Here is a 25,569-nt window from a genome sequence, read left to right as displayed (position 1 = left end):
CTACTTCGCCGCGGTGACGGATGCCACGTCGATGGTGCCGCCGGCCACGTCGACCGTGCCGTCCGAGACGCCTTCGCTCAGGTCGGCGAGGTTCGGCACGCGAGGATTGCGCCGCTCGAGGATCACGAAGATCGCGTAGCCGAGGCCGCAGCCGATGAACCACGTGAAGTTGCCGATCCACGAGATGTCGAACCCGCCCAGGTCGGCGATGAGCTTCGGCAGCACTCCGAGCGCGATGGTCGGAATGCCCGCGAGAAGCAGGGCGTTGACCGCGTTCGTGTTGTAGCCCTTCGTGTACCAGTACTTGCCCTGCTCCGACATCGTGAACATGTCGTCGACGAGCACGCGCTGGCGTGCCGCGACGTAGTAGCCGGCGATCAGGATGCCGAACAGCGGGCCGATCATCGCACCGAGCACGCCGAGGGTGTAGTGGATGGCGTCGGCGTTGTTGTACCAGTTCCAGGGCAGGAGGATCACCGAGCCGACCGCCGCGATCATGCCGCCCATGCGCCAGCTGATCCGGTGCGGCGCCACGTTCGAGAAGTCGAACGCGGGCGAGATGAAGTTCGCGACGATGTTGATGCCGACGGTCGCGATGACGAACGTCAGTCCGCCGAGGAGGATCGCGAACGGCGTGTCGATGCGCTCGACCGTGTGGATGGGGTCGGTGATGAGCTCGCCGAACACGGGCACGGTCGCCGACGCGGTGATGACGGTGAGCAGCGAGAAGAACAGGAAGTTGATCGGCAGGCCGAGGAAGTTGCCGCGCTTGACCGCCTCGAACGACTTGCCGTAGCGCGCGAAGTCGCCGAAATTCAGCATCGGGCCCGAGAAGTACGACACGACGATCGCGATGGCGGTGAGCATGACGGGGATCGAGGCCCAGAACTCGAGCGGCTCGCCGGCCGAGAGGTCGAGGCTGATGTTCTCCCAGCCCGCCTCCGAGACGAGGTAGATCGCGAGGACGATCATGACGACGTAGACCGCCGGCCCGGCCCAGTCGATGAAGTGACGGATCGTCTCCATGCCGTTCCAGAAGAGCGCGGCCTGCGCGACCCACAGGATCGCGTAGGAGATCCAGCCGAGGGTCGACAGCCCGAGGAAGCTCGACTCGAGCAGCGCCGCGCTGCCCGGGATGAACTTCAGGAAGACGATGTTGAGCGACGCGGCCGCGAGGTAGGTCTGCACGCCGTACCACGCGATTGCGATGAGGCCGCGGATGATGGCGGGGATGTTCGCGCCCTTGATGCCGAAGATCGCACGGTTGATGACCGGATAGGGCACGCCCGTCTTCTGGCTCGGCTTCGCGACGAGGTTGGCGAACACCTGCACGATGACGATGCCGATGACGAGCGCGAGCAGCACCTGCCAGCTCGCGATGCCGAGCGCGAAGAGGCTGCCGGCCGTGATGTACCCGCCGACCGAGTGCACGTCCGACATCCAGAACGCGAAGATGTTGTAGGAGGTCCACTTCTGCTTCTTGAGCGGAGCGAGGTCCTCGTTGGCGAGGCGGTGGTCGTATCCGGGCTTCACGAGGCCCGAGCCGACGGGCATGCCGGCGGCTTCGACGACGTCGTGCGGCCCGGTCGGCGGAGCCGGCGCGACTGACACGGGAGCGACGGGCGCACCCTCGAGTTGTTCGGTCATGAGCGGAAGCCTTTCGAGTGCCGGATGGGGGATGTGAATGAAGTTATAGATTCACGTTCGGCGCGAGGTTTCCGCGATGTAACGGCTGTGTGAAGATGAAATTCAGTGTTCACTTCACATATGTTTCGCCGATCGAGACGAGACCGCGCTTTAGGATCGAGTCATGACGTCACTGGCCGCGCCAAGCGACCCGATGGATTCCGCCGACGTGCGGAGCCTCGGCGGCCGTCTCCGCGCGCTTCGCACGGCGCGCGGAATCTCGGCTCGCACGCTCGCGAAGTCGCTCGGCATCTCGGCGAGCGCCGTCTCCCAGATCGAACGCGGAGTGATGCAGCCGTCGGTCTCCCGTCTCATCGCGATCACCGACGCCCTCGGCGTGCCGCTCGCCGACGTGTTCGACGACGCCGGCGACAGCGACGAGCGCCACGCGGCATCCGGTGACGAGCACGCCGGATACACGCTGGTCCGCGCCCACCAGGCGACGCCGGTCGCGCTCGAGAGCGGCGTCACCTTCCGCCGGCTCTCGCCGCGAAGCACGAGCGAACTCGACCTCTTCGAATCGGTCTACCCTCCCGGCAGCACGGCGACCGGCGACAATGCGCTCTTCCGGCATGAGGGCTATGAGATCGGCAGCGTGGTGTCGGGCGAGCTCACGATCGAGTTCGACGACGAGACGGTCGTGCTCGCGCCCGGCGACTCGATCAGCTACCCGTGCTCGAAGCCGCACCGCATCCGCAACAGCTCGAGCCGGCCGGCCGTGGCGACCTGGCTCATCGTCCACCCCTGACCGTCGGTCGGAGGCACGCGGGCCATGACGGTTGCGCGCCGCGGCGGACGCCTCTCGCGGCGACGAGCGGGTGGCGCCGTGCCCAAGCACGCCGCCACCCGCTCGTCGATGGGGGTCAGCCCTGACGCAGGCGCGTGCGCGCGATGGCGATCGCCGCGCCACCCAGCACGAGCGCTGCCAAGGCGATCCACACGACGCTCGACGTGTCGACGCCGGTGGAGGCGAGCGTCGGGACGCTCGCGATCGACGCGGCGGCTCCCGCGCCGGCGGTCGTCACCACCGGCGGTGCCGGCGCGGGCGGCGGTGGCGTCGGCGCCGGGAAGATCGGTGCACCGCCGATCTTGCCGAAGGCGAAGATGAACGTATTGGGCGCGCCTCCCGCCGGGTCGTCGGCCGTCTGCCCGAACGAATACGCCTCAGCACCGACCGCGGCGAGCGCCGCGTTCGCCTCGGCCTCGCTCGCTGCTGCCCCGTAGAAGATGACGAAGCTGATCGAGCCGCCGGGCCCGATCGGACCGAACGCGAAGTCGAACAGCGCACCGATGTCGCTCGGCCCGGCGTCGGTGGCGTTCCCCGAGAACAGGATCTGCGAAGGCCCCGTCAGCGGGTTCGGGCTGGCGAACCCGTCATCGCTCGAGAAGTACAGCGCGCTCGCAGTGCCACCGTCGATCGTGACGAACTCGTCGAACGCCGTGGGCTCGATGTCCCAGTCCATGACCCGTCGGTACTGCACGGTCGCGATCGCCTCTCCCGAGAGGTTCTCGATCGTCACGTTGACCTGATAGAGGTTCGGCGTGGCCGCTGACGGCACGTACTCGTGGGTGACCCGGAAGACGGGTTCATCTGCAGCATCCTCGATGACAACGACGGATGTCGCGGTCGATCCGGTGTACTCGAAGGACTCGACGACGAGATTCGTGCCGCCCTCTCCCTCGGTGTCGAGGTTCGCTCCGCCCCAGACGCCGCTCGCCGGATCAGCGACGCCCCAGCCTTCGCAGAGGCATCCGGGCGAGGTCCCATCGTTGCCCGTCGGCACATACGTGAGCCCGGCGTCCCCCGAACCAGCGGCAGAACCGGTCGCGTCGCTCGTGTTGAGCTCTCCGGTCGGATTGACCGCGAGGAGGACCGTGCCGTTCGTGATGCAGACGGCCGGGTAGCAGGGGTCTCCCGGTGCCGGGACCGCCGCGACGGCTGGATCGTCGGGCGCCGCGAAGAGGGTGACGGTCGGCTCGGCGACCGGCTCGGCGAGCGTCTCCTCGACGCTCGCGCCGGGTTCAGCGACGACGACCTCCGCCGCCGCAGGCACGGGATCAGGCGAGGTGCCTTCGGCCGGGACGGATGTCTCGTCTGTCGGTTCCGCCACCGGCTCGACCGCAGGCTCTGCCGCCTCAGCAGTGGGCTCGGCTACCGCGGCGGGCTCGGCCTCCGCCGCGGGCGGCTCGACGACCGCAGTCTCGACCACCGGTTCGGCGGGCGATTCCTCCGCATGCGCGGTCAAGGGGACGAGTACCAGGCTCAACGTCGCAATCACGACGCCGGTGCTCAAGCCGAGCCCCAGCCGCGTGCGCGACCTTGTTCGTGTGTTCATGGGATCGCTCCGTTCTTGAGTCCGTCGTCGACGGATCTCGGATTGTCGATGCCCGAGGACGGGCGGCTGATGTCGCTCGGAGCGCCCCCGCGCACGGCCTCACGCTAGGGAACGTGAGTGCGGCTCACGTCAGTGTGTACCCCGAAACGGCCTCAGGGCTGCCACGACCAAGCACCCGCGGTTTAAGGCAGGTCAGAGGTCGTTCTCGCGCGCCGCGGCGCACGACATGCCGAGAATGGGACGAACTGGCTCAGACGTCCTCGTCGTCGTCTTCCTCGTCTTCTATGGCGAAGTGCTCGAGCTCGTCCTCGGCCGCCGTCGCGGCATCCTTCTCGGAGCCCTCGTGCAGCGTGCCCATTCCGTCGGGGTACCCAGCCTGGTCGGGGTACTCGAACTCGGTGCCGTCTCCGCTCATCGCGGTCCCCTCTCGCGCACGGATGCGTCGTGGCATCCGATGCCGCCCACGATACTCGCGGACGAGCCGGCCGACTACGGGGTCAGGACCTCGGGCGCGCCCACCGGGGCATCCGTGCCCATCTCATCGGCGATGCGGTTCGCCTCTTCGATGAGCGTCGCGACGATCTCGGACTCGGGCACCGTCTTGATGACCTCGCCCTTGACGAAGATCTGGCCCTTGCCGTTGCCGGATGCCACGCCGAGGTCGGCCTCGCGAGCCTCGCCCGGCCCGTTGACGACGCAGCCCATGACGGCGACGCGGAGCGGCACGGTCATGCCCTCGAGCCCGTCGGTGACGTCGTTGGCGAGCTTGTAGACGTCGACCTGCGCACGCCCGCACGACGGGCACGAGACGATCTCGAGCTTGCGCTCGCGGAGGTTCAGCGACTGCAGGATCTGCAGTCCCACCTTCACCTCTTCGACCGGAGGCGCCGAGAGCGAGACACGGATCGTGTCGCCGATGCCCTCGCCGAGGAGGATGCCGAACGCGGTCGCCGACTTGATCGTGCCCTGGAACGCGGGGCCGGCCTCGGTCACGCCGAGGTGCAGGGGCCAGTCGCCGCGCTCGGCGAGCATGCGGTACGCCTTCACCATGATGATCGGGTCGTTGTGCTTGACCGAGATCTTGAAGTCGTGGAAGTCGTGCTCCTCGAAGAGGCTCGCCTCCCAGACGGCCGACTCGACGAGCGCCTCGGGCGTGGCCTTGCCGTACTTCTGCAGCAACCGCGGGTCGAGCGAGCCGGCGTTCACGCCGATGCGGATCGAGACGTCGGCTTCTTTCGCGCGCCGCGCGATCTCGGCGACCTGGTCGTCGAACTTTCGGATGTTGCCCGGGTTCACGCGCACCGCGGCGCAGCCGGCGTCGATCGCCGCGTAGACGTAGTTCGGCTGGAAGTGGATGTCGGCGATGACCGGAATCTGGCTCTTCTTCGCGATGATCGGCAGCGCCTCGGCGTCGTCGCGACTCGGCACGGCGACGCGCACGATGTCGCAACCGGATGCCGTGAGCTCGGCGATCTGCTGGAGCGTCGCGTTGATGTTCGTGGTCGGCGTCGTCGTCATCGACTGCACGCTCACCTGGGCGTCACCGCCGACGAGGACCTTGCCCACCTTGATCTGGCGCGACTTGCGTCGGGGGGCCAGTACCTCAGGGACTTTGGGCATTCCGAGATTCACAGCAGGCACGGGTTCAGTCTACGGCGCACGGCATCCGCGCAGGCTGCGAGCGGATGCCCCGCCGAAACGGCTTCAGCGTGGTCGCTCGGACTCCTTGTCACGTTCCGGGTCCTGGCCCGCGTGCTCCATGCGGATTCGGCGCGCGATCGCCGGATCCGCGCTATGCGACGGCAGTCGTGTCGAGCGTGGGCTCGGTGGCGGCGACGACCTCGTCGGCGGTCACGCCGGGTGCGAGTTCGACGAGGCGAAGGCCCTCGGGCGTCACGTCGATGACGGCGAGGTCGGTGATGATGCGGTCGACGACGCCCCTGCCGGTCAGGGGCAGCGAGCACTCGTTCACGATCTTCGGCGATCCGTCTTTCGCGACGTGCTCCATGAGCACGATGCGACGCCGGGCGCCGTGCACGAGGTCCATGGCGCCGCCCGGACCCTTCACCATCTTGCCGGGGATCATCCAGTTGGCGAGGTCGCCCGCCGCCGAGACCTGCATCGCCCCGAGGATGGCCGCGTCGATCTTGCCCCCGCGGATCATGCCGAAGCTCGTGGCCGAGTCGAAGAACGCGGCGCCGGGGAGCACCGTCACGGTCTCCTTGCCGGCGTTGATGAGATCGGGATCGACCTCGGCCTCGGTCGGGTACGGCCCGACGCCGAGGATGCCGTTCTCGGACTGCAGTAGGATCGTGATGCCCTCTGGCACGTAGTTCGGCACGAGCGTCGGCAACCCGATGCCGAGGTTGACGTAGGAGCCGTCGGGCAGCTCGCGAGCCGCTCTCGCAGCCATCTCGAATCGCGTGAGTGCCATCTCAGTCCTCCCTGACCGTGCGGCGCTCGATGCGCTTCTCGATGTCGGTGCCGACCACGATGATGCGGTCGACGTAGATGCCGGGCAGGTGCACCGCGTCGGGGTCGAGCTCGCCCACGTCGACGATCTCCTCGACCTGCGCGATGCAGACCCGCCCCGCCATCGCCGCGAGCGGCGAGAAGTTGCGCGCCGACTTGTCGAAGACGAGGTTGCCGTAGCGATCGCCCCGCAGCGCGTGCACGAGGGCGAAGTCGGTGGTGATCGCCTCCTCGAGCACGAACTCACGAGCGGCACCCGCGAACTCGAACGACTGCACGGGCTTTGCAGCGCTCGCCACGGCGATCGAACCGTCGCCGTTGTACCGCTGCGGCAACCCGCCCTCGGCGACCTGCGTGCCGACGCCGGTCTGCGTGAAGAACGCCGCGATGCCGCTGCCTCCGGCGCGGAGCTTCTCGGCGAGCGTGCCCTGAGGGGTGAGCTCGAGTTCGAGCTCGCCCGAGAGGTACTGCCGCTCGAACTCCTTGTTCTCACCCACGTACGACGAGGTCATCTTCGCGATGCGCCGCTCGGCGAGCAGCACGCCGAGGCCCCAGTCATCGACGCCGCAATTGTTCGAGACGATCGAGAGGCCGTCGACGCCCGCGTCGAGAATGGCCTGGATGAGCACCATCGGGATGCCGCAGAGGCCGAAGCCGCCGACGGCGAGGCTCGCGCCCGAAGGGATGTCGGCGACCGCTTCTCGAGCGGACCCGACGACTTTGTCGAGTGTCACGATGCACCTTTCTGTGATTCCGGGGCCGCGAGGCGGGAGCGGAGCACAGGCATCACGCTACTCGGGCTGCGGCTCATCTCGCGCTCCATCCGCCGTCCATCGTGTAGCTCGCCCCGGTCACCATGCGCGCGTCGTCGCCGGCGAGCCAGAGCGCGAGGCTCGCGACCTCATGCGGCTCCACGAGCCGTGGGATCGCCGACTCGGTGAGCATGATCCTCGGCAGCACCTCCTCCTCGGGGATGCCGTGTGCGCGTGCCTGGTCGGCGATCTGGCGCTCGACGAGCGGCGTGCGCACATACCCCGGGTTGATGCAGTTCGACGTGATGCCGTGCTCGCCGCCCTCGAGCGCGGCGACCTTCGAGAGCCCCTCGAGACCGTGCTTGGCGGCCACATACGCCGACTTGTAGGGCGACGCGCGCAAGCCGTGCACGCTCGACACGTTGATGATCCGGCCGAACCCGCGTTCGGACATGCCGGGCAGGGCCGCCCGGATGAGCAGGAATGGCGACTCGAGCATGATGCGCAGCATGAGCGCGAACTGCGCCGGCTCGAACTCTACGATGGGCCGCACGTGCTGCACGCCGGCGTTGTTGACGAGGATATCGGTGTCGAGCACGAGGTCGGCGAGTGCGCCCGTGTCGCCGAGGTCGACTCGCCATGCCGTGCCGCCGATGCGCTCCGCAGCGGCCTCGGCGGCCGCCCCCTCGATGTCGGCGATCGTCACCTCGGCGCCGGCTGCTGCAAGGGCCTCGGCGCACGCGAGTCCGATGCCGCTCGCACCGCCCGTGACGACGGCCCGTCGTCCGGTGAGCTTGGTCATGTTCCTCCTCGTCGAGTCATGGCCTGCCCCCGCGCGAATCAACCGGAGGGTGCCGGCAGTCCGAGTATGACTGCGCGAATTCGCATCGCAAATGGTGAGAATTGCAGCACGCATCTGCGGTTTCGCACACCCTGATCACCGCCCTCGCACCCCGATCCGGAACATAGACTGGAGAAATCCACTCATCATCGACGAAGGAGTCACCCGGCATGAGCACCCCCGACGTCGTCATCATCGGCGGAGCGCGCACCCCGTTCGCCCGCATCAACGGCAACCTCGCGGGGCAGACCGCGGTGGAGCTCGGCGCCACCGCCATCCGCGGGGCGCTCGATCGCGCGGGCGTCGCTGCCGACGACATCGACGCCGTGATCATGGGCCAGGTGCTGCAGGCGGGCGCCGGCCAGAATCCCGCGAAGCAATCGGCCGTGGCCGCAGGCATCCCGTGGCGCGTTCCGGCGACGACCCTCAACAAGGTGTGCCTGTCTGGGCTCGCCGCCATCACGGATGCCGCCCGGCTGATCCGCCTCGGCGAGGCATCCGTCGTCATCGCCGGCGGCCAGGAGTCGATGACGAACGCGCCGCACGTGCTGCCGGGCTCACGGCGCGGCTTCACCTACGGCGCCACCTCCATGCTCGACAGCGCCGCCCACGACGGCCTCACCGACGCGTTCGATCACGACTCGATGGGCGCCTCGACCGAGCGCTTCAACGGGCGCTACGGACTCACCCGCACCGAGCAGGACGAGATCGCCGCCGAGTCCCACCGCCGCGCGGGCGCCGCCCAGTCGGGCGGGGTGTTCGACGACGAGATCGTGCCCGTCGAGGTGCCGCAGCGCAAGGGCGACCCGGTCGTCGTCGACACCGACGAGGGCGTGCGCCCCGACTCCACGGTCGACGTGCTCGCGAAGCTGCGACCGGCGTTCGCCGCCGAGGGCTCGATCACGGCCGGCAACTCCTCGCCGCTCTCCGACGGCGCGGCCGCCGTGGTGGTCGCGAGCCGCGAGTGGGCCGAGGAGCGCGGTCTTCCGTGGCTCGCACTCGTCGGCGTGGCCGGGCAGGTCGCCGGCCCCGACAACTCCCTGCACTCGCAGCCCGCCAACGCGATCGCCGCGGCCCTCGAGAAGACGGGCGACTCCGCCGCCGACCTCGACCTCGTCGAGATCAACGAGGCGTTTGCCGCCGTGTCGCTGCAGTCCATGCGCGAGCTCGGCATCGAGTCCGACGTCGTCAACGTGCACGGCGGCGCGATCGCGCTCGGGCATCCGATCGGCGCGTCCGGCGCACGGCTGGCCCTCCACGCGGCACTCGAGCTGTCGCGCCGCGGCAGCGGCCGCGCCGCCGTGGCACTCTGCGGCGGCGGCGGCCAGGGAGAGGCACTGCTGCTCTCGCGCTGACCGCTGGTCGTCCGCGACAACCTGCTCGCGGTGCAGTCGCGCGGCGCCTGTGGCAGCATGATGCCACCGGTGCCGAACGCGCGCCACGGAGGGAACGCACGATGAGTGAGCGGCCGACGAGCGACGTGCAATCCGCAGCATCCGCTCGCACTCCGCTCGATCACCGCTTGCGCAGGATGACGGGACGCGACCCCGACGAGGCGCACCGCGCGGCCACGCCCCTCGAGTTGCTGTTCGACCTGACCTTCGTCGTCGCCTTCAGCCAGGCCGGCGCGCAGACGGCGCACTTGCTCGAGCTCGGTCACTGGGGTCCGGCGATCGGCGGGTTCGCGTTCGCCGTCTTCGCGATCTGGTGGGCCTGGATCAACTACTCCTGGCTCGCCTCCGCCTACGACAACGACGACATCTTCTTCCGCATCGCCACCATGGTGGAGATGCTCGGCGTGCTCGTGCTGGCACTCGGCCTGCCGCAGCTGTTCACCTCGCTCGATGAGGGGCAGCACGTCGACAACGCCATCGTGGTCGCCGGCTACGTCGTGATGCGCGTCGCGACCCTCGCCCTGTGGCTGCGGGCCGCGGCGCACGACCCGGCGCGTCGGCGGACCGCACTCACGTACGTCGCGTTCGTATCGGTCGCGCAGGTCGGCTGGGTGGTGCTCATCTTCGTCGACCTGCCGCTCCCCACCACCATGGCGTTCATGCTGCTGCTGGTCCTCCTCGAGCTCGTCGGCCCCTACGTCGCCGAGCACGGACGCGAGGGCGGCACGCCGTGGCACGCCCACCACATCGCCGAGCGCTACGGCCTCCTCGTCATCATCACGCTCGGTGAGATCGTGCTGGGTACGATCCTCGCGCTCTCGGCCGTGATCGAGAAGCAGGGCTGGTCGGTCGAGACCGTGCTCGTCGCGTTCGGCGGTACGGCGCTCGCGTTCGGCCTGTGGTGGGTGTACTTCACGATGCCGTCGGGGAAGGTGCTCGCGCGCTTCCGCGAACGCGGCTTCGTGTGGGGCTACGGGCACTACTTCATCTTCGTCGCGCTGGCGGGCACCGGCGCCGGATTGCACGTCGCCGCGTTCGTGATCGAAGGGGTCGCCCACATCGGCATCGTGCAGGCGCTCCTCACCGTCGTGATTCCCGTGGGGTTGTTCATGGTCGCGCTGTTCACGGTCTATTCGCTGCTGCTGCAGCAGTTCGACCCATTCCACATCTGGCTCTTCGTGGGAAGCATGCTGGCCCTCGTGCTCGCGGTTGCCGCGGTGTCTGCTGGAGCGAGTTTCGGAGTCGGCATCCTGCTCACGGCCGTCTCGCCGTTCGTCGTCGTGGTCGGCTACGAGACGGTCGGCCATCGGCACCAGGCCGCGGCGCTCGAGCGCGCACTGGCGTGAGCTGATCGCGTTCACGGATGCCGCTGCAGCCGTGAACGTGGAAGTGGCGGATGCCGCAGCATCCGCCCCTCCCACCTCACGGTCAGGCGTTCGGCCGGTTCGACCGCAGCACCTCGAGCCGGGCTCGGTACTCGGTCTCGTCGATGTCGCCCTTGGCGAACCGCTCGGAGAGCGTGGACTCGGCGCTTGCGCCCCGCATCCACGGGGGCCCATAGCCCTCGGGGCCGCCGTGCATCATCCAGGCGTGGCGCCTGCGGCTCACGAGGAAGATGATGAGGCCGATGACGAGGATCCAGAAGATCGGGATGAGGAGGAAGGCCCATCCGAAGCCGGCCGCCCAGGGGCCGGCGTGGGTGACCACCGCGGTGGTCGCGAGGGTGGCGAGCATGTGAGATTCCCTTGATCGATGCGACCCCGGATCGGGCCGTCGATGAGAGTCTCGCCGGGTCGCGGCATCCGCGAATCCCACCGGTGGAGTCACTTGCCCTGCTCCCCCGGGAGCATGATCCCGACTGCGGCTACTGCCAGCCGGGTGCCACGAGGCCCGACTCGTAGGCGACGACGACGAGGTGCACGCGATCGCGCGCGTGCAGCTTGGCCATGATGCGCGAGACGTGCGTCTTCGCGGTGAGCGGGCTCAGCACGAGGCGCGTCGCGATCTCGTCGTTCGTGAGTCCGAGGCCGACGAGCCGGAGCACCTCGCGCTCCCGGTCGGTGAGGGCGGAGAGGCGCTGCTCGTCGGGTGCGTCGCGCAAGCCCACCGCCATCCGCTCGAGCAGGCGCTTCGTCACGCCCGGCGAGAGCAGGGCATCGCCGGCCGCGACGACGCGAACGGCGCGGATGAGGTCGACCGGCTCGGTGTCCTTCACGAGGAACCCCGCCGCGCCGGCACGCACCGCGCGGGCGACGTACTCGTCGAGCTCGAAGGTCGTGACGATCACGACGTGCACGCCGGCGAGCGCCGGGTCGGCCGCGATCTGCTCCGTCGCCCAGAGGCCGTCGCCGCCCGGCATCCGGATGTCCATGAGCACGACGTCGACGGGCTCGCGGCGAACGAGGGCGAGCAGCTCTTCACCGCCGGATGCCTCGCCGACGACGATGACGTCGTCTTCGGCCTCGAGCAGCGCACGGAATCCCGCCCGCACGAGGTGCTGGTCGTCGGCGAGCGCGACGCGGATCATGCGACGCCTCCCCAGGGCAGGCGCGCGGTGACCCTCGTGCCGCCGATCGGCGACGCGCCGATCTCGACGAAGCCGCCGAGGAGCGCGGCGCGCTCGCGCATGCCGAGGATACCGCTGCCCTCGTGGTCGTCGAAGCCCGCGCCGTCGTCGTCGACCGTGAGCACGAGATCGTCGCCCGCCCGGTCGAGGGTCACGATCACCCGGGCGGCACCGGCGTGCCGCACGACGTTCGTGAGCGCCTCCTGCGCGATCCGGTAGGCGGCGAACTGCACCGCTCGTCGCGGCGCCGACTCGAGGCGGTCGACGAGCTGGGGCTCGAGCCCGGGCGAGCGCACGCCCGCGATGAGTCGAGGCAGTTCGGCGAGCTCCGCTTGCGGGGCGAGCGGGGCCTCCCCGTCGCGGATGACGCCGAGCACGCTGCGCACCTCGTCGAGGGCGGTCTTCGAGGTCTCCTTGATGCTGCCGAGCGCGGTGCGCGCCTGCTCTGGATCGCGGTCCATGAGATGCAGGCCCACGCTCGCCTGCACGTTGATCTGCGACAGCGCATGCCCGATGACGTCGTGGAGCTCGCGGGCGATCCGCACGCGCTCACGTTGCTCGGCGGCCTTCCGGCGGCGCTGCGCCTCGGCGCGGAACTCGGCGAATCGCGCGCGGCGCGTGCGGACGAACGAGCCGATGCCGAAGCTCGCGGCGAGCGCGAGCGTCACCAGGGCGATGCGGAACGGATGCCACGTCTCACCGAGCACTGCGCCGAGCGAGAGCGCGGCCGCCCACGCGATCACGACCGACACTGCTGCCCAGACGATGGCACCGCGGGCGACGGCGAGGACGATCGCGAACACGAGCGCCACGTAGGGCGGACCGAGGTCGGGCCCGATCAACAGGTCGGCGAGCGCCGCGGCCGCGACGACGGCGACGGTCGGCCCCGGGAAGCGGACCGACGCGAGGAGCGCGATCGGGCCGAGTGCAGCGAGCACGACGTGCAGTGCTCCCGCGAGCCAGCCCGCGTGGGTCCAGGCCGCGATGACGATGGCCGCCGGCACCTGCACGAGGAGGCTGACGATGACGGGCGCGAACAGCACGAAGCCGGGCGGCGGCCGGAATCGCTCGGGGCGTCCGTCCCACTGGGGCACGGGCATTCCTCGATCGTAGCCCGGTGCCCGCTTGCGCGGATCGGCCCGCCGGATGCTCATCCCCTACTCCCTCGGGAGTAACGCATCAGGAGCATCAACAGCACGTCAGAACAGCACGACCGGCTTCACGATGTCGGCGTAGATGAGGAGCGCGCTCATGCCGCCGAGGATCACGACGACCGCGAGCGTGAGCGGCATGAGCTTGGCCATGTCGACGGGCCCGGGATCGGGTCGGCGGAAGAGCTTGGCGAACGAACGACGGATGCCCTCCCACAGGGCGCCGGCGACGTGCCCGCCGTCGAGCGGGAGCAGCGGGATGAGGTTGAAGACGAAGAGCGCGATGTTGAGCGAGCCGAGGATGCCCACGAGGCCGGCGGCCTTCGACGCGAGCGGAATCTCGTCGAGGCTCGCGATCTCGCCGGCGACCCGGCCGACGCCGACGACGCTCATCGGCCCGTTCGGGTCGCGCTCCTCGGGCCCGAACGCCGCATTCGCGACGTCGACCATGCGTTGCGGCAGGTTCAGGATGATGCCGGCGACGCCGGCCACGTTCTCGCCGACGGCCGGGAGCACGGCGGTCACCGGCTGCTGCACGGTCTCGGTCGCCGCCCCGATGCCGACGAAGCCCGCTTGCACGGTGACCGGATCGCCCGCGGCATCCGTCACGACACGGCCCCGCTCATCGGTGGCGTAACGCTCGCTCAGCATCGGTGTGACGGTGAGGGCGACCTCGGAGCCGTCGCGTTCGACGACGAGCTCGATGGGCTCGTCGGGGTGGTCGCGGATGATCGCCGTCGACTGCACCCAACTGTCGATGGGCGTGCCGTCGACCGAGACGATGCGGTCGCCCGGTTCGATGCCGGCGGCGGCACCGGGAGCCGCCGGGTCGCCGGGCTCGCAGGTCTGCCGCTCGCTCGTGGCGGGCAGTGCGCACGCCGACACGGATCCGACGGTGGTCGAGGCCTGGGCGACGCCGAACCCCATGAGCAGCACCGCGAAGAGCAGCACGGCGAGCACGAGGTTCATGAACGGGCCGCCGAGCATGACGATGATGCGCTTCCACACGGGAAGCAGGTAGAAGGCGCGGTGCTCGTCGCCCGCCGTGATCGACTCGGCGCTCGAGTCACGGGCGTCCTGCACGAGGGCGCGGAAGAACCCCGTGCTGCCGGAGCCCGCGCGCTCGCCCTTCGCGGGCGGGAACATGCCGATCATCGCGATGTAGCCGCCGAGCGGGATGGCCTTCACGCCGTACTCGGTCTCGCCCTTGCGCTTGGACCAGAGCGTCGGCCCGAAGCCGATCATGTACTGCGTCACCTTCACGCCGAAGAGCTTCGCGGGTACGAGGTGCCCGATCTCGTGCAGGCCGATCGACACGGCGAGGCCGATCACGATGATGACGACGCCGATCACGAACGCGAGTACGGAATCCACCCAGCCAGCGTAGTGCCGGAGCCTCCGCGTGCGCTGTCCGCCGGCTGTGAACGACGGATGCCGCGCTCAGCGCGTGACGCGGCCGATCCGCTCGTTCGCGACCCGGCGGGCGTGCAGCTCGGCGTCGGCGAGTGAGGCGACCGAGAGCTCCGATCCGGATGCCTCGTGCGACTCGACGACCGCACGCACCGTGTCGACGATGTCGAGGAACCCGATGCGACCGGCGTGGAACGCCGTGACCGCCTCCTCGTTCGCCGCGTTGAACACCGCGGGGTACTCGCCGCCGGCGCGGCCGACCTGCTTGGCGAGCGCCACGGCCGGGAAGGCGTCGACGTCGAGCGGCTCGAACGTCCAGCTCGTCGCGGTCGTCCAGTCGAGCGGCTTGCCGGCGGCCGCGACGCGGTGCGGCCAGTCGAGCCCGAGCGAGATGGGCAGGCGCATGTCAGGCGGCGACGCCTGCGCGATCGTCGACCCGTCGACGAACTCGACCATCGAGTGCACGATCGACTGCGGGTGCACCACGACGTCGATGCGGTCGTACTCGACGTCGAAGAGCAAGTGCGCCTCGATCACCTCGAGTCCCTTGTTCACGAGCGTCGCCGAGTTCGTCGTGACGACGAGGCCCATGTCCCACGTCGGATGGGCGAGCGCCTCGGCAGGCGTCACGTCGGAGAGCTCGGCGCGGGTGCGGCCGCGGAATGGGCCGCCGGAGGCCGTGAGCACGAGCCGGCGCACCTCGTCGTCGGTTCCGGACCGCAGTGCCTGCGCGATCGCGGAGTGCTCGGAGTCGACGGGCACGATCTGCCCCGGCTGCGCGAGTCGGGTCACGAGGTCGCCGCCGACGATGAGCGACTCCTTATTCGCGAGCGCCAGCGTGGCACCCCGCTCGAGGGCCGCGATCGTGGGCGCGAGCCCCACCGACCCCGTGATGCCGTTCAGCACCACGTCGGCGTGCACGTCGCGCACGAGCTGCACGGCTTCGTCGACGCCGACCGCGGTGTGCTCGACGTGGAACTCCGCGGCTTGCGCCTCGAGCAAGGCCCGGTTCGAGCCGACCGCGAGTCCGACGACGTCGAATCGGCGCGGGTTCGCCCTGATGACCTCGAGAGCCTGGGTGCCGATCGAGCCTGACGAGCCGAGGATGATGACGCTGCGCACGCCTCCACTGTAGGCCGGTGGCCGAAGAAGCGTGTCAGCCGAGGGTCGCGACGGATGCCGCGCGGTTGCCGGGCACCGGCACATCGTGGAACCGCACCTCGCGCCATCCCTCGCCGAACTCGGGCACGCTGCGCACGATGCGGCCGACGCCGCCGTCGGCGCCGGGGATCGAGAGCTCGAGCCGCGACGGCTCGATGAACTCGGTGTGGCCGACCGCGCGGAGCAGTGCGGTCTTGCGGGCCCACAGCGCGGCCCGCACGAGCGGCCGGCGCGCGGGATCGAGCTCATCGAGCGCCTCGCGCTCGTTCGCGTGGAATGCCGCCTCGTCGATGACGGCACCGGCGTCGAGCGCCGCCGTCTCGATGCCGACGCCGAGCGGATGCCTGGTCGCCGCCGCTGCGACGACCGCGTCGCCCGCGATCGCGACATCGGCGAACCACTGCGCGCCCGACGGCGTCGCCGGATACGCCACGTGCGGGCGGCCATGCCGCGCCCCGCACTCCACGCACGCGTGCACGAGTTCGACGTCGTCGGCGGGAACACCCGCCGATCTCGCGAGGAGACCGCGAAGCACTCCATCGGCGCCCGGCGTGCGGCGGCCCCCGGCGAGCACGAGTACGTGCGCACCGGAGCCCTCGAGCTCGAGGAGCTCGCCGTCGACCGTGGCATCCATGGTCCCTATCCTCGCGCACTCGCGCATTCGCGGCGCAGAAGTGCTCATGTGAGCAGCACTGGGGCCTACCACCCTACGAGCGCGCGGCGAACGGCATATTCCGTTCGGCGCATCCCTTCGCCCCTAGGGTCGGAAGGTGACTGAGATCGAAGCCGAGGCCGTCCCCGCCGCGCCCGCGGTCCAGCAGGGACCGCTCTATCGCGTCGTTCGCGGAGTGCTCCGGCCCGTCGTCCGCACCGTCTACCGGCCCACGATCACCGGGGCCGAGCACGTGCCGATGCACGGGCCCGTCATCCTCGCGAGCAACCACCTCTCGTTCGTCGACAGCATCGTGATCCCGCTGGCATCGCCCCGGCCGGTGCAGTTCCTCGCGAAGTCGCACTACTTCACCGGCACCGGGGTGAAGGGAGCGATCTCGCGCACCTTCTTCGGGGCCATCGGCGCCGTGAGCGTCGAGCGCGGCGCCGGCGCCCAGGCACAGGAGGCGCTCGACCAGGGGCGGCGCATCCTCGACGCCGGCAACGCGTTCGCCATCTACCCGGAAGGCACTCGCTCGCTCGACGGCCGTCTCTACAGGGGTCGCACGGGCGTGGCCTGGCTCGCGCTCACGACCGGCGCGATCGTCGTGCCTGTCGGCCTCGTGGGCACCGAGGAGATCCAGCCCGTCGGGTCCAAGCTTCCGCGAGTGCGTCCCGTCACAGTGCGCTTCGGTGAACCGCTCGACCTGAGCCGGCACGGCACCGCGACCTCCGGTCGTGCCCGCCGCGCCGCCACCGACGAGGTCATGGCCGCGATCCACGCCCTCAGCGGGCAGGAGCTCGCCGGACGCTACAACGAGACGCCGCCGCAGGGGACGTTCGCGAAGATCGCCGATCGCGTGGTGCCGCGCGAGCGCATCTGACGTGATTCCCAGCCTCGACTCGAAGTGGGCGGGTATCGTCGCTTCGATGAGCATCGCGAAGGCCGCAGCCCGCGTCGCCGCCGCATCGCTCGTGGTGGTCGCGCTGGCTGCGTGCACCTCGCCGGCAGAGGCACCACGGGTCGCGACCTCGTCGCCGAGCGCAAGCGTGGTCGACCTGCCGGTGCCGCCGGCATCGCGGTTCGACCCCGGGTACATCGTGAGCGACGACGCGTTCTACGACAGCGGCGCGCTGAGTGAACGCGAGATCCAGTCGTTCCTCGAGGGGGTCTCATGCCGGCCGGAGCCCGGGGTGAAATGCCTCGCCGACTTCTCGCAGAGCACGGAGACGAAGCCGCCCGCCGGACCCGGGCACTGCACCGAGTACCGCGGCGGCATCCGTGAGCGCGCGAGCCGCATCATCTCGAAGGTCGCCGAAGCGTGCGGCGTGAGCCCGCGCATGCTGCTCGTGCTGCTGCAGAAGGAGCAGTCGCTGCTCACCCGGCCGACAGCCTCGGGATATCTGCGGGCCACGGGGTACGGCTGCCCCGACACCGCCGATTGCGATGCGAAGTACTTCGGCTTCTTCAACCAGGTGTACAACGCGGCGTGGCAGTTCCGGCAGTACACGGAGGAGCCCGACCGCAAGTTCCACGTCGGCACGGTCGACGTGCAGTTCCATCCCGATGCCGGGTGCGGCGCATCATCGGTGACCATCCGCAACCAGGCCACCGCGAACCTCTACAACTACACGCCGTATCAGCCCAACGACGCGACGATCGACGACCCGCGAGCCGGCGACGCGTGCTCGGCGTTCGGCAACCTCAACTTCTGGCGCATCTGGCATCGGTGGTTCGGCGATCCCGAGTCCGAGCGCTTCCCGGCGTTCTTCCCGCCCTGCACGAGGCTCGTGGGCGGCCACGCGTGTCCTGGGCCGGTGCCCACGCTGCCGGCGGTCGACAGCAGGCCTGCAGTCGAGCGCCGCTGACTCGCCTGCTCAGGCGATCACCGGCGTGACGACCGCAACTGGCTCGTGGTGCACCGGGAACGCCACGGAAGCCGCGATGAAGCACTTCTCGGCGGCCTCGGCGTGAATCCGCTGGGCCGTCTCGACCATCGATTCGTCGGCCACGATGACGCGCGGGTGCAGGGTCACCTCGGTGAACATCCCGCCACCGAGCCCGTCTTCGACCATCGTGCCGCTCGCGGCATCCGTGTACCCGTGCACGATCACGCCGTGCTGGGTCGCGACGTGGAGGTACGAGAGCATGTGGCACTGGCTGAGCGCCGCGATCAGCAGTTCCTCGGGATTCCAGCGCTCCCGGTCGCCGTGGAACACCCGGTCGCTCGATCCGTCGATGTCGTGGGACTTTCCAGCCGCCCGTACGAGGTGCTGGCGGCCATAGGCGCGGTATCCCGAGGTTCCCTCGCCGCGATCGCCCTGCCATTCGACCTCGATCGAGTAGTGGTGTTCGCCGAGCATGTGGCCTCCGATCGATGGCGAGTGAGCTGCATCCGATTCTGCCCCCTTGGACGGCCGCGGCGCAGCACGAGCGGCAGCGATAGGGTGGGAGAACCATGACTGACACCCAGATTTCCGCGCAGACCGAGCCCGCGCCGGTGAATTCCGTGCCGCAGGAGCGCAAGGTCGTGACCGCGATTCCCGGTCCCAAGTCCGAGCAGCTGCACGCGAGGCGCGCGAAGGTCGTCTCGGCCGGCGTCTCCTCTGCCCTGCCCGTCTACATCGAGCGCGCGAACGGCTCGATCCTCGTCGATGTCGACGGCAACCGGTTCGTCGACTTCGGCGCCGGCATCGGCGTGACGACCGTCGGACACACCGAGCAACGTGTCGTGGCGGCGGCGGCGAGCCAGCTCCAAGACGTGATCCACACCCTCTTCACGATCACCCCCTACGAGGAGTACGTGCGCGTCGCCGAACTCCTCGCCGAGCACACGCCCGGCACGTGGGAGAAGAAGTCGGTGCTCGTCAACTCCGGCGCCGAGGCGGTCGAGAACGGCGTGAAGATCGCCCGCAAGTTCACCGGACGGCGAGCCGTCGCCGTGCTCGACCACGCGTACCACGGTCGCACGAACCTCACGATGGCGATGAACTACAAGGCGCACCCGTATGCGACCGGGTACGGCCCGCTCGCCGGCGACGTGTATCACGCTCCGAGTTCCTATCCCTATCGCGACGGATTGAGCGGTGCGGATGCCGCGGCGCACACGATCGCCTACCTCGAGAAGGTCGTCGGCGCGGCCGACCTCGCCTGCCTCGTGGTCGAGCCGATCCAGGGCGAGGGCGGCTTCATGGTGCCGGCCGAGGGCTACCTTCCGATCCTGCAGCGGTGGTGCACCGAGCACGGCGTCGTGATGATCGCCGATGAGATCCAGAGCGGCATGGCCCGCACCGGTCACTACTACGCGAGCGAGCACTTCGGCTGGGAGCCCGACCTCGTGCTCTCCGCGAAGGGCATCGCCGGCGGCCTCCCGCTCGCGGCGGTCACCGGCCGCGCCGAGATCATGGACGCCTCCCAGCCCGGCGGGCTCGGCGGCACCTTCGGCGGCAACCCCGTCGCATGCGCCGCGGCGATCGCCGTGTTCGAGGCGATCCAGGAGAACCACCTCCTCGAGGCCGCGACGCGCATCGAAGCCCGCTTGAAGGCCGGACTCGAGCGACTGCAGCAGCGCTACGACATCATCGGCGACATCCGTGGCAAGGGCGCGATGGTCGCCATCGAGCTCGTGCAGCCCGGCACCGCCGCGACCACGAAGACGCCGAACCCCGAAGCCGTCACCGCCCTCGTCGCCTATGCGGCGCAGCACGGCGTGCTGTTCCTGAACGCGGGCACGTGGGGCAATGTGCTGCGCTTCCTGCCGAGCCTCGCCGTGAGCGATGCCCTGATCGAAGACGGGCTCAGCGTGCTCGACGACGCCCTCGCCTCGCTCGGGTAGCGCGGTGACAGGCACGTTCAGCATCACTGACGCCGTCGAACTCGCCGTAGTCGAACGAGGTGGTTTCATCGAGTCCCGTCATGCCGGCTCGGCCGTCGTGCTCTCCCCCGACGGCGAGGTCGTGCGCGCGCTCGGCGACGTGCAGTCGCCGATCTTCCCACGTTCCTGCCTGAAGCCGTTCCAGGCCGTGGCCGTGATGACCTCCGGCGTCAACCTCCGGGGTGAAGACGCGGCCATCTCGACGGCGAGCCACTCGGGAACGGCGGCACATGTCGCCCTCGTGCGCGGGCTCCTCGACCGCGCATCGCTGCCCGTCTCGGCGCTCGGCTGCCCGCCGGCGGCGCCGTCCGACCAGGCCGCTCGCGACCAGCTCGTGCGTTCGGGCGGCGCACGCGAGCGCGTCTACATGAACTGCTCGGGCAAGCACGCCGCCATGCTCCTCGCGTGCGTCGCGAACGAGTGGCCGCTCGAGGGCTACCTCGACTCCGGGCATCCGCTCCAGAAGCGCGTCCTCGACGTTATCGAACGGTTCACGGGCGAGCGGCCCGCCGCCACCGCGGTCGACGGTTGCGGCGCACCAGTGCACGCCATCAGCCTGAACGCGCTGGCACGCGGCATCCAGAAGATCACCACCGCCGCGACGGCATCCCCGTTCGCGCTCTACCGCGAGGCGGCCGCGCTCACCGAGGCGGCTCGGGCCAATCCGTGGGCGGTCGGCGGCCCCGGTCAGCCCGACACCATCGCGATGGAACGTCTCGGCGTGTTCGCGAAGGTCGGGGCCGAAGGCATCATGGTCATGACGGCGCCGAACGGCACGACCACGGCGCTCAAGGTGCTCGACGGCTCGTCACGGGCTTCGACGATCATCGCGCTCCGTCTCCTCGCCGACGCCGGCGCGGTCGAGCATGACGCGGTCGACGCGGTGCAGACCGAGCTCGACCTGTGGGTCATGGGTGGCGAGCGCCGGGTCGGACAGATCCGGGCCAACTTCTGACACCGACTCGCGGATGCCGCCGCCCACTTGGGCGCGGCGGCATCCGTCGGGTCAACCGAGCTGTGCGAGCCGTTTCGCGCGAGCCGTGCGCGAGACCTGCGCCACGACCACGAGCGCGAGGGCGAACAGGAACACCGCCGACGCGATGACGTTGGCCTCGGCGGGGATGCCCCGCGACGCCGAGATGTACACGTACTTCGGGAACGTCGACACCGATCCGGAGTTGAAGTTCGTGATGATGAAGTCGTCGAAGCTCAACGCGAACGAGAGCAGCGCCGCGGCGAGGATGCCGGGGGTGAGGAGCGGGAACGTGACCCGCCAGAACACCTGCGCCGGCGAGCCGTAGAGGTCGCGACCCGCTTCCTCGAGCGCCGGGTCGAGACTCGAGATGCGCGCCTTGACCGTGACCACGACGAAGCTGATGCAGAACATCGTGTGCGCCAGGATGATCGTCGTCATGTCCTTCGGCACGCCGACGGCGAGGAACTGCGCGGCGAGCCCGGCGCCCAGCACGACCTCGGGCGTCGCCATCGGGAGGAACAGCAGCAGGCTGATCGCCGACCGCGCGCGGAAGCGATAGCGGACGAGCGCGAGGGCGATCATCGTGCCGAGCGTGGTCGCGATGACCGTCGCGGCGATGCCGATCACGATGCTGTTGCCGAACGCCTGGCAGACCGCGCCGCCCTCGACGTTGCAGACGTTCAGCCACTTGTCGAAGGTGAACCCTCGCCAGGAGATGTTGGACTTGAGCGAGTCGTTGAACGAGAACACGAACGTGTACACGATCGGGATCAGCAGGAACACGAACGCGATGATCGTGTAGGCCGGAAGCAGCCAGTCGCCGAGTCCGATGCGCCGCCGGCGCGGGGGGCGGCTCCCGGGGTCGCGGGCCTCGCTCCCGGCCAGATCACCGAGGACCGCCGCCGCCTGGACTTCGCCGCTCACAGGAGCTCCTCCGTTCCGGATCGCTTCACGTACACCCCGACGAGCACGAGGATCACCGCCATGAGGATGATCGAGAGCGCCGCGGCCGCCGGATAGTTCAGCAGCACGAGGAAGTTCGCCTCGATCACATTGCCCATCATCTGCGTCTCGGTGCCGCCGAGGAAGTCGCGGCTCGCATTGATGTAGTCGCCGGCGGCAGGGATGAAGGTGAGCAGGGTGCCGGCGACGATGCCGGGCATCGACAACGGGATCGTCACCTTGCGGAAGACCGTGAACGGACTCGCGTAGAGGTCGCTGCCGGCCTCGAGGTAGCGCGTGTCGAGCCGCTCGAGCGTCGTGTACAGCGGGAGCGTCATGAAGGGGATGAAGTTGTAGGTCAGGCCGAAGATGACGGCGAACGGGGTGCCCGTGAAGTGCGCGTCGGGCGCCATGAGCGACAGTGCCTTCAGCGAGGTGATCACGAACGACTCATCCGACAGGAGCTGCTTCCACGCAAGGGTGCGCAGCAGGAAGCTGATGAAGAACGGGGCGATCACGAGCACGAGCATGAGCCCCTGGAGCATCGGCCAGCGTCTCGCCTTCACGCCGATGAAGTACGCGAGCGGATAGCTGATGACGAGCGCGAGCAGCGTGGCCGCGAGGGCGTACCCGAAGGAACGCAGGATGTGCGGCAGGTAGCTCTCGACGACGGCCGTGTAGTTCTGCCAGTTGAACGCGTAGTCGAACTGGCCGATGTCGCCGAACTCTCGCGGCGCCTGCAGCGAGGTCAGCAGCAGCGAGATGAGCGGGGCGAGGAAGAAGAGCACGAGGTAGGCGATGCCGGGCAGGAGCAGGAAGAGCGCGATGCGGCTCTTCCGCTTCGGGGCCTGCGTCTGTGCCTCCGCGGTCGCGAATGCTGCGAAGGCCATGGTCAGTGCTCCTCGAGCTCCGCGACGAGCGCCTCACGACGGTGCACGGCGATCGACTCGGTGTCGTCGTCGGCAGCGAATCGCGGCGCCGAGTCGGCGTCGTCGTCGAGGCCGAATCCGTGCGCGACATCCCAGCTCACCCACACCTCGGCGCCCTCGGCCGCGACGGGACCCGAGCCGATGTTCTGGGCGAACACCGTGAGCGTGCCGACGCCCGGGACGGTCACGAGGTATTGCGTGCTCACCCCGGAGAACGAGACGTCGATCACATGACCGGGGCCGAGCACGTTGCGCTCGGCGGACTCGACAGGCGCCTCACGATGCAGGGCGACCTTCTCGGGTCGGACGCCGATCGTGACGCTGCCCTGGTGACGCCTCGCACGCGCGGTCGGCACCACGAGGCGTGCTCCGGCCGCATCGACCGTGATCGCCGTGCCCGTGGAGTCGACGACGTCGCCGGAGAACAGGTTGGACTGGCCGAGGAAGTTCGCCACGAACACCGTGCGCGGCGACTCGTAGAGCTCTGCCGGCGGGCCCATCTGCTCGATCGCGCCCTTGTTCATGACCGCGACGGTGTCGGCCATGGTCATGGCCTCCTCCTGGTCGTGGGTCACGTGCAGGAAGGTGAGGCCCACCTCTTCTTGAATCGTCTTCAGCTCGAGCTGCATCTGGCGGCGCAGCTTCAGGTCGAGCGCGCCGAGCGGCTCGTCGAGGAGCAGGAGAGCCGGGCGGTTCACGATCGCGCGAGCGAGCGCGACGCGCTGCTGCTGGCCGCCCGACAGTTGCTGGGGCCGGCGCTGCGCGAGGTGGTCGAGTTCGACGAGCCGGAGTGCCTCGTGGGCCCGCCCGGCGGCATCCGCGATGCGTCGCCGCTTGAGCCCGAACGAGACGTTCTCGATGATCGACATGTGCGGGAAGAGCGCATAGCTCTGGAACACGGTGTTGACGGGTCGCTCGTGCGCCTTCGTGTCGGTGACGTCGACACCGCCGATGAGGATCCGGCCTCGGGTGGGCTCCTCGAGGCCGGCGACGAGCCGGAGCGTCGTCGTCTTGCCGCAGCCGGATGGTCCGAGCAACGCGAAGAACGATCCGGCGGGGATCGTGAGGTCGAGCTCGTCGATCGCCGTGAAGCCCGGGAACCGCTTCTGGATGCCCACGAGCTCGAGGTCGGCGCCCCGTTCGGCGAACGCTCCTGCCGGCATGCTCACGAACCCAGCAGGATGCTCTGGAACTCGGCCTGGTACTTCTGCTCCTCTGCGCCGTCGAGCGCGCGGAACACGTAGGCGTTCGAGAGCGTCTCCTCGTTCGGGAAGATGAGCTGGTTCTCGGCCAGTTCGGGATCGATCGCGGCTGCGGCCTCCTGGGCGCCGACGACCGGCGTGATGAAGTTCACCCACGCGGCGACCTCGGCGGCGACCTCGGGCTCGTAGTAGTAGTTGATCAGCGCCTCGGCGTTGGCCTTGCGCGGCGAGCCGATCGGCACGAGGAAGTTGTCGTTCCAGAGCGTGCCGCCCGCGGTGGGGATGGCGAATTCCCACTTGTCGCCCGCCTCGGCGTTGATGACGGTGATGTCACCCGACCAGCAGATCGCCGCGAGGGTGTCTTCGCTCTTCAGGTCTTCCAGGTAGGAGTTGCCCTTGATGTTGCGGACCTGGCCGTCGGCGACCTGCTGGCGCAGGAGTTCGATCGCCTCGGAGTACTCATCGTCGCCCCACGAGCCCGAGATGTCGACGCCGTTCTCGAGCATGAGGAGCCCCATGGTGTCGCGCATCTCGGAGAGCACGCCGACGCGCCCCTTGAGGTCGGCGTGCCACAGGTCGGACACCGAGGCGAGACCGCCGGGCACGGCCTCCTTGTTCCAGCAGATGCCGGCGAAGCCGCCCTGCCACGGGAGCGACATCGTGCGGCCCGGATCGAAGTCGACGTCGCGAAGCGAAGGCGTGAGGTTCGCGACGTTCGGGATGTTGCCGTGGTCGAGCTCCTGGGCGTAGCCGAACCGGATCCACCGGGCGATCATCCAGTCGGTGAGGCAGACCAGGTCGGCGCCGATGTCCTGGCCGAGCGCGAGCTGGTCTTTGACCTTGCCGTAGTAGGTGTTGTTGTCATCGACGGCGACCTCGTAGTTGACCGCGATGCCGGTCTCCTCCTGGAAGGCCTCGAGCGTGGGGTAGTTGCCGTCGTCATCTTCGTCGATGTATGCGGCCCAGTTCGCCCAGTTGAGGGACTTGTCGGAGGCCGATTCGTCGGCCGCGGGCGTGGGCTTGGCCTGTGGGCCGCTCGTCGAGCACGCTGCGAGCGCGAGCGCCGACGCACCGGCACCAGCGCCGGTGAGGAGCGTGCGACGATTCAGTTGCGCCTGGCGCGCCTGGGTGATGATGGCGCGGATCATCGGGTCTTGGGGAAAGGGCCGTGTGGTCACGGAGACTCCTATCGGGTCGCAAGCTCATGCATGGTGGGAAGATACTG

Annotated in this window: 25 protein-coding genes; 7 read left to right on the top strand and 18 right to left on the bottom strand. The window is 69.3% G+C overall.

Annotation, left to right across the window (positions count from 1 at the left end; all coding sequences use genetic code 11):
- Entirely contained in the window at positions 1-1,647 is a 1,647-nt protein-coding gene (locus tag ESP51_RS10825; protein WP_129520907.1) for an NCS1 family nucleobase:cation symporter-1, read from the bottom strand.
- A 163-nt stretch (positions 1,648-1,810) separates the two neighbouring features.
- Between ESP51_RS10825 and ESP51_RS10820 the strand changes: the two genes are divergently transcribed.
- Entirely contained in the window at positions 1,811-2,434 is a 624-nt protein-coding gene (locus tag ESP51_RS10820; RefSeq protein WP_129520906.1) for a helix-turn-helix domain-containing protein, read from the top strand.
- Positions 2,435-2,549: 115 nt separating this feature from the next.
- Here the strand turns inward: ESP51_RS10820 and ESP51_RS10815 are convergent, their stop codons facing one another.
- The 6 genes from ESP51_RS10815 to ESP51_RS10795 form a co-directional block, all read right to left on the bottom strand.
- Positions 2,550-4,022: a hypothetical protein gene (locus ESP51_RS10815; protein ID WP_129520905.1), complete on the bottom strand. Its 1,473-nt coding sequence runs from the start codon at positions 4,020-4,022 to the stop codon at positions 2,550-2,552.
- A gap of 250 nt (positions 4,023-4,272) precedes the next feature.
- Positions 4,273-4,437 (bottom strand): hypothetical protein, encoded by a 165-nt coding sequence (locus ESP51_RS20610; protein ID WP_164990491.1) that lies wholly within the window; start codon positions 4,435-4,437, stop codon positions 4,273-4,275.
- 74 nt (positions 4,438-4,511) lie between these two features.
- The gene (ispG, locus tag ESP51_RS10810) at positions 4,512-5,642 is read right to left on the bottom strand and encodes a flavodoxin-dependent (E)-4-hydroxy-3-methylbut-2-enyl-diphosphate synthase (protein ID WP_129520904.1); all 1,131 of its coding nucleotides are present in this window, start codon (positions 5,640-5,642) and stop codon (positions 4,512-4,514) included.
- 172 nt (positions 5,643-5,814) lie between these two features.
- Positions 5,815-6,456 (bottom strand): CoA transferase subunit B, encoded by a 642-nt coding sequence (locus ESP51_RS10805; protein WP_206737286.1) that lies wholly within the window; start codon positions 6,454-6,456, stop codon positions 5,815-5,817.
- A 1-nt stretch (position 6,457) separates the two neighbouring features.
- Positions 6,458-7,228 (bottom strand): CoA transferase subunit A, encoded by a 771-nt coding sequence (locus ESP51_RS10800; protein ID WP_129520903.1) that lies wholly within the window; start codon positions 7,226-7,228, stop codon positions 6,458-6,460.
- 73 nt (positions 7,229-7,301) lie between these two features.
- On the bottom strand, positions 7,302-8,048 hold the full coding sequence (locus tag ESP51_RS10795; protein ID WP_129520902.1) for a 3-hydroxybutyrate dehydrogenase: 747 nt from the start codon (positions 8,046-8,048) through the stop codon (positions 7,302-7,304).
- Between the two features lie 209 nt (positions 8,049-8,257).
- Between ESP51_RS10795 and ESP51_RS10790 the strand changes: the two genes are divergently transcribed.
- Positions 8,258-9,442 (top strand): acetyl-CoA C-acetyltransferase, encoded by a 1,185-nt coding sequence (locus tag ESP51_RS10790; protein WP_129520901.1) that lies wholly within the window; start codon positions 8,258-8,260, stop codon positions 9,440-9,442.
- Positions 9,443-9,543: 101 nt separating this feature from the next.
- Entirely contained in the window at positions 9,544-10,827 is a 1,284-nt protein-coding gene (locus ESP51_RS10785; RefSeq protein WP_241843118.1) for a low temperature requirement protein A, read from the top strand.
- A gap of 82 nt (positions 10,828-10,909) precedes the next feature.
- Here ESP51_RS10785 and ESP51_RS10780 read toward each other — a convergent pair whose 3' ends face one another.
- The 6 genes from ESP51_RS10780 to ESP51_RS10755 all read right to left on the bottom strand — a co-directional run bounded on the left by ESP51_RS10780 (position 10,910) and on the right by ESP51_RS10755 (position 16,403).
- The gene (locus ESP51_RS10780) at positions 10,910-11,215 is read right to left on the bottom strand and encodes an SHOCT domain-containing protein (protein ID WP_129520900.1); all 306 of its coding nucleotides are present in this window, start codon (positions 11,213-11,215) and stop codon (positions 10,910-10,912) included.
- Between the two features lie 130 nt (positions 11,216-11,345).
- Positions 11,346-12,008, bottom strand: a complete 663-nt coding sequence (locus ESP51_RS10775) for a response regulator transcription factor (RefSeq protein ID WP_129520899.1) — start codon at positions 12,006-12,008, stop codon at positions 11,346-11,348.
- Complete coding sequence (locus tag ESP51_RS10770; RefSeq protein ID WP_164990490.1) at positions 12,005-13,147, bottom strand: sensor histidine kinase; 1,143 nt, start codon at positions 13,145-13,147, stop codon at positions 12,005-12,007. The genes ESP51_RS10775 and ESP51_RS10770 overlap by 4 nt, the downstream gene beginning before the upstream one ends.
- 99 nt (positions 13,148-13,246) lie before the next feature.
- Positions 13,247-14,572 (bottom strand): M50 family metallopeptidase, encoded by a 1,326-nt coding sequence (locus tag ESP51_RS10765; protein ID WP_129520897.1) that lies wholly within the window; start codon positions 14,570-14,572, stop codon positions 13,247-13,249.
- Between the two features lie 66 nt (positions 14,573-14,638).
- Positions 14,639-15,730, bottom strand: a complete 1,092-nt coding sequence (gene dxr, locus ESP51_RS10760) for a 1-deoxy-D-xylulose-5-phosphate reductoisomerase (protein ID WP_129520896.1) — start codon at positions 15,728-15,730, stop codon at positions 14,639-14,641.
- A 34-nt stretch (positions 15,731-15,764) separates the two neighbouring features.
- Positions 15,765-16,403: a 4-phosphopantetheinyl transferase family protein gene (locus tag ESP51_RS10755; RefSeq protein WP_129520895.1), complete on the bottom strand. Its 639-nt coding sequence runs from the start codon at positions 16,401-16,403 to the stop codon at positions 15,765-15,767.
- 136 nt (positions 16,404-16,539) lie between these two features.
- Between ESP51_RS10755 and ESP51_RS10750 the strand changes: the two genes are divergently transcribed.
- Both ESP51_RS10750 and ESP51_RS10745 read left to right on the top strand, forming a co-directional pair.
- Positions 16,540-17,304 (top strand): lysophospholipid acyltransferase family protein, encoded by a 765-nt coding sequence (locus tag ESP51_RS10750; RefSeq protein ID WP_206737285.1) that lies wholly within the window; start codon positions 16,540-16,542, stop codon positions 17,302-17,304.
- Positions 17,305-17,350: 46 nt separating this feature from the next.
- Positions 17,351-18,289, top strand: coding sequence for a hypothetical protein (locus ESP51_RS10745; protein ID WP_129520894.1), 939 nt, complete (start codon positions 17,351-17,353; stop codon positions 18,287-18,289).
- A gap of 9 nt (positions 18,290-18,298) precedes the next feature.
- Here the strand turns inward: ESP51_RS10745 and ESP51_RS10740 are convergent, their stop codons facing one another.
- Positions 18,299-18,784 (bottom strand): OsmC family protein, encoded by a 486-nt coding sequence (locus ESP51_RS10740; RefSeq protein WP_129520893.1) that lies wholly within the window; start codon positions 18,782-18,784, stop codon positions 18,299-18,301.
- A 95-nt stretch (positions 18,785-18,879) separates the two neighbouring features.
- Between ESP51_RS10740 and gabT the strand changes: the two genes are divergently transcribed.
- Positions 18,880-20,256, top strand: coding sequence for a 4-aminobutyrate--2-oxoglutarate transaminase (gabT, locus tag ESP51_RS10735; protein WP_129520892.1), 1,377 nt, complete (start codon positions 18,880-18,882; stop codon positions 20,254-20,256).
- A gap of 4 nt (positions 20,257-20,260) precedes the next feature.
- Positions 20,261-21,250, top strand: a complete 990-nt coding sequence (locus ESP51_RS10730; protein ID WP_129520891.1) for an asparaginase — start codon at positions 20,261-20,263, stop codon at positions 21,248-21,250.
- 51 nt (positions 21,251-21,301) lie between these two features.
- On the opposite strand, the gene ESP51_RS10725 is transcribed toward ESP51_RS10730, so the two are convergent.
- From ESP51_RS10725 to ESP51_RS10710, 4 genes are all read right to left on the bottom strand, one after another.
- Positions 21,302-22,102, bottom strand: coding sequence for an ABC transporter permease (locus ESP51_RS10725; RefSeq protein WP_241843119.1), 801 nt, complete (start codon positions 22,100-22,102; stop codon positions 21,302-21,304).
- 89 nt (positions 22,103-22,191) lie between these two features.
- Positions 22,192-23,103 carry an ABC transporter permease gene (locus tag ESP51_RS10720; RefSeq protein WP_129520890.1) on the bottom strand — a complete coding sequence of 304 codons (912 nt, stop codon included), beginning with the start codon at positions 23,101-23,103 and terminating at the stop codon, positions 22,192-22,194.
- Between the two features lie 2 nt (positions 23,104-23,105).
- Positions 23,106-24,305: an ABC transporter ATP-binding protein gene (locus tag ESP51_RS10715; protein WP_129520889.1), complete on the bottom strand. Its 1,200-nt coding sequence runs from the start codon at positions 24,303-24,305 to the stop codon at positions 23,106-23,108.
- Between the two features lie 2 nt (positions 24,306-24,307).
- Entirely contained in the window at positions 24,308-25,522 is a 1,215-nt protein-coding gene (locus ESP51_RS10710) for an ABC transporter substrate-binding protein (protein ID WP_241843117.1), read from the bottom strand.
- Between the last annotated feature and the right edge of the window lie 47 nt (positions 25,523-25,569).

This window comes from Agromyces albus (assembly GCF_004134825.1).
GTDB classification, from domain to species: Bacteria; Actinomycetota; Actinomycetes; order Actinomycetales; family Microbacteriaceae; genus Agromyces; species Agromyces albus.
The sequence above is the reverse complement of the archived record's forward strand: the minus strand, read 5'-3'. Positions and strand labels throughout refer to the sequence as shown.

What these genes read in the sequence shown, in the direction of transcription:
- ESP51_RS10825 (WP_129520907.1), bottom strand. Translation starts at nt 1,647, where the DNA reads ATGACCGAACAACTCGAGGGTGCGCCCGTCGCTCCCGTGTCAGTCGCG.
- ESP51_RS10820 (WP_129520906.1), top strand. Translation starts at nt 1,811, where the DNA reads ATGACGTCACTGGCCGCGCCAAGCGACCCGATGGATTCCGCCGACGTG.
- ESP51_RS10815 (WP_129520905.1), bottom strand. Translation starts at nt 4,022, where the DNA reads ATGAACACACGAACAAGGTCGCGCACGCGGCTGGGGCTCGGCTTGAGC.
- ESP51_RS20610 (WP_164990491.1), bottom strand. Translation starts at nt 4,437, where the DNA reads ATGAGCGGAGACGGCACCGAGTTCGAGTACCCCGACCAGGCTGGGTAC.
- ispG (WP_129520904.1), bottom strand. Translation starts at nt 5,642, where the DNA reads ATGCCCAAAGTCCCTGAGGTACTGGCCCCCCGACGCAAGTCGCGCCAG.
- ESP51_RS10805 (WP_206737286.1), bottom strand. Translation starts at nt 6,456, where the DNA reads ATGGCACTCACGCGATTCGAGATGGCTGCGAGAGCGGCTCGCGAGCTG.
- ESP51_RS10795 (WP_129520902.1), bottom strand. Translation starts at nt 8,048, where the DNA reads ATGACCAAGCTCACCGGACGACGGGCCGTCGTCACGGGCGGTGCGAGC.
- ESP51_RS10790 (WP_129520901.1), top strand. Translation starts at nt 8,258, where the DNA reads ATGAGCACCCCCGACGTCGTCATCATCGGCGGAGCGCGCACCCCGTTC.
- ESP51_RS10785 (WP_241843118.1), top strand. Translation starts at nt 9,544, where the DNA reads ATGAGTGAGCGGCCGACGAGCGACGTGCAATCCGCAGCATCCGCTCGC.
- ESP51_RS10780 (WP_129520900.1), bottom strand. Translation starts at nt 11,215, where the DNA reads ATGCTCGCCACCCTCGCGACCACCGCGGTGGTCACCCACGCCGGCCCC.
- ESP51_RS10775 (WP_129520899.1), bottom strand. Translation starts at nt 12,008, where the DNA reads ATGATCCGCGTCGCGCTCGCCGACGACCAGCACCTCGTGCGGGCGGGA.
- ESP51_RS10770 (WP_164990490.1), bottom strand. Translation starts at nt 13,147, where the DNA reads ATGCCCGTGCCCCAGTGGGACGGACGCCCCGAGCGATTCCGGCCGCCG.
- ESP51_RS10755 (WP_129520895.1), bottom strand. Translation starts at nt 16,403, where the DNA reads ATGGATGCCACGGTCGACGGCGAGCTCCTCGAGCTCGAGGGCTCCGGT.
- ESP51_RS10745 (WP_129520894.1), top strand. Translation starts at nt 17,351, where the DNA reads ATGAGCATCGCGAAGGCCGCAGCCCGCGTCGCCGCCGCATCGCTCGTG.
- ESP51_RS10740 (WP_129520893.1), bottom strand. Translation starts at nt 18,784, where the DNA reads ATGCTCGGCGAACACCACTACTCGATCGAGGTCGAATGGCAGGGCGAT.
- gabT (WP_129520892.1), top strand. Translation starts at nt 18,880, where the DNA reads ATGACTGACACCCAGATTTCCGCGCAGACCGAGCCCGCGCCGGTGAAT.
- ESP51_RS10720 (WP_129520890.1), bottom strand. Translation starts at nt 23,103, where the DNA reads ATGGCCTTCGCAGCATTCGCGACCGCGGAGGCACAGACGCAGGCCCCG.
- ESP51_RS10715 (WP_129520889.1), bottom strand. Translation starts at nt 24,305, where the DNA reads ATGCCGGCAGGAGCGTTCGCCGAACGGGGCGCCGACCTCGAGCTCGTG.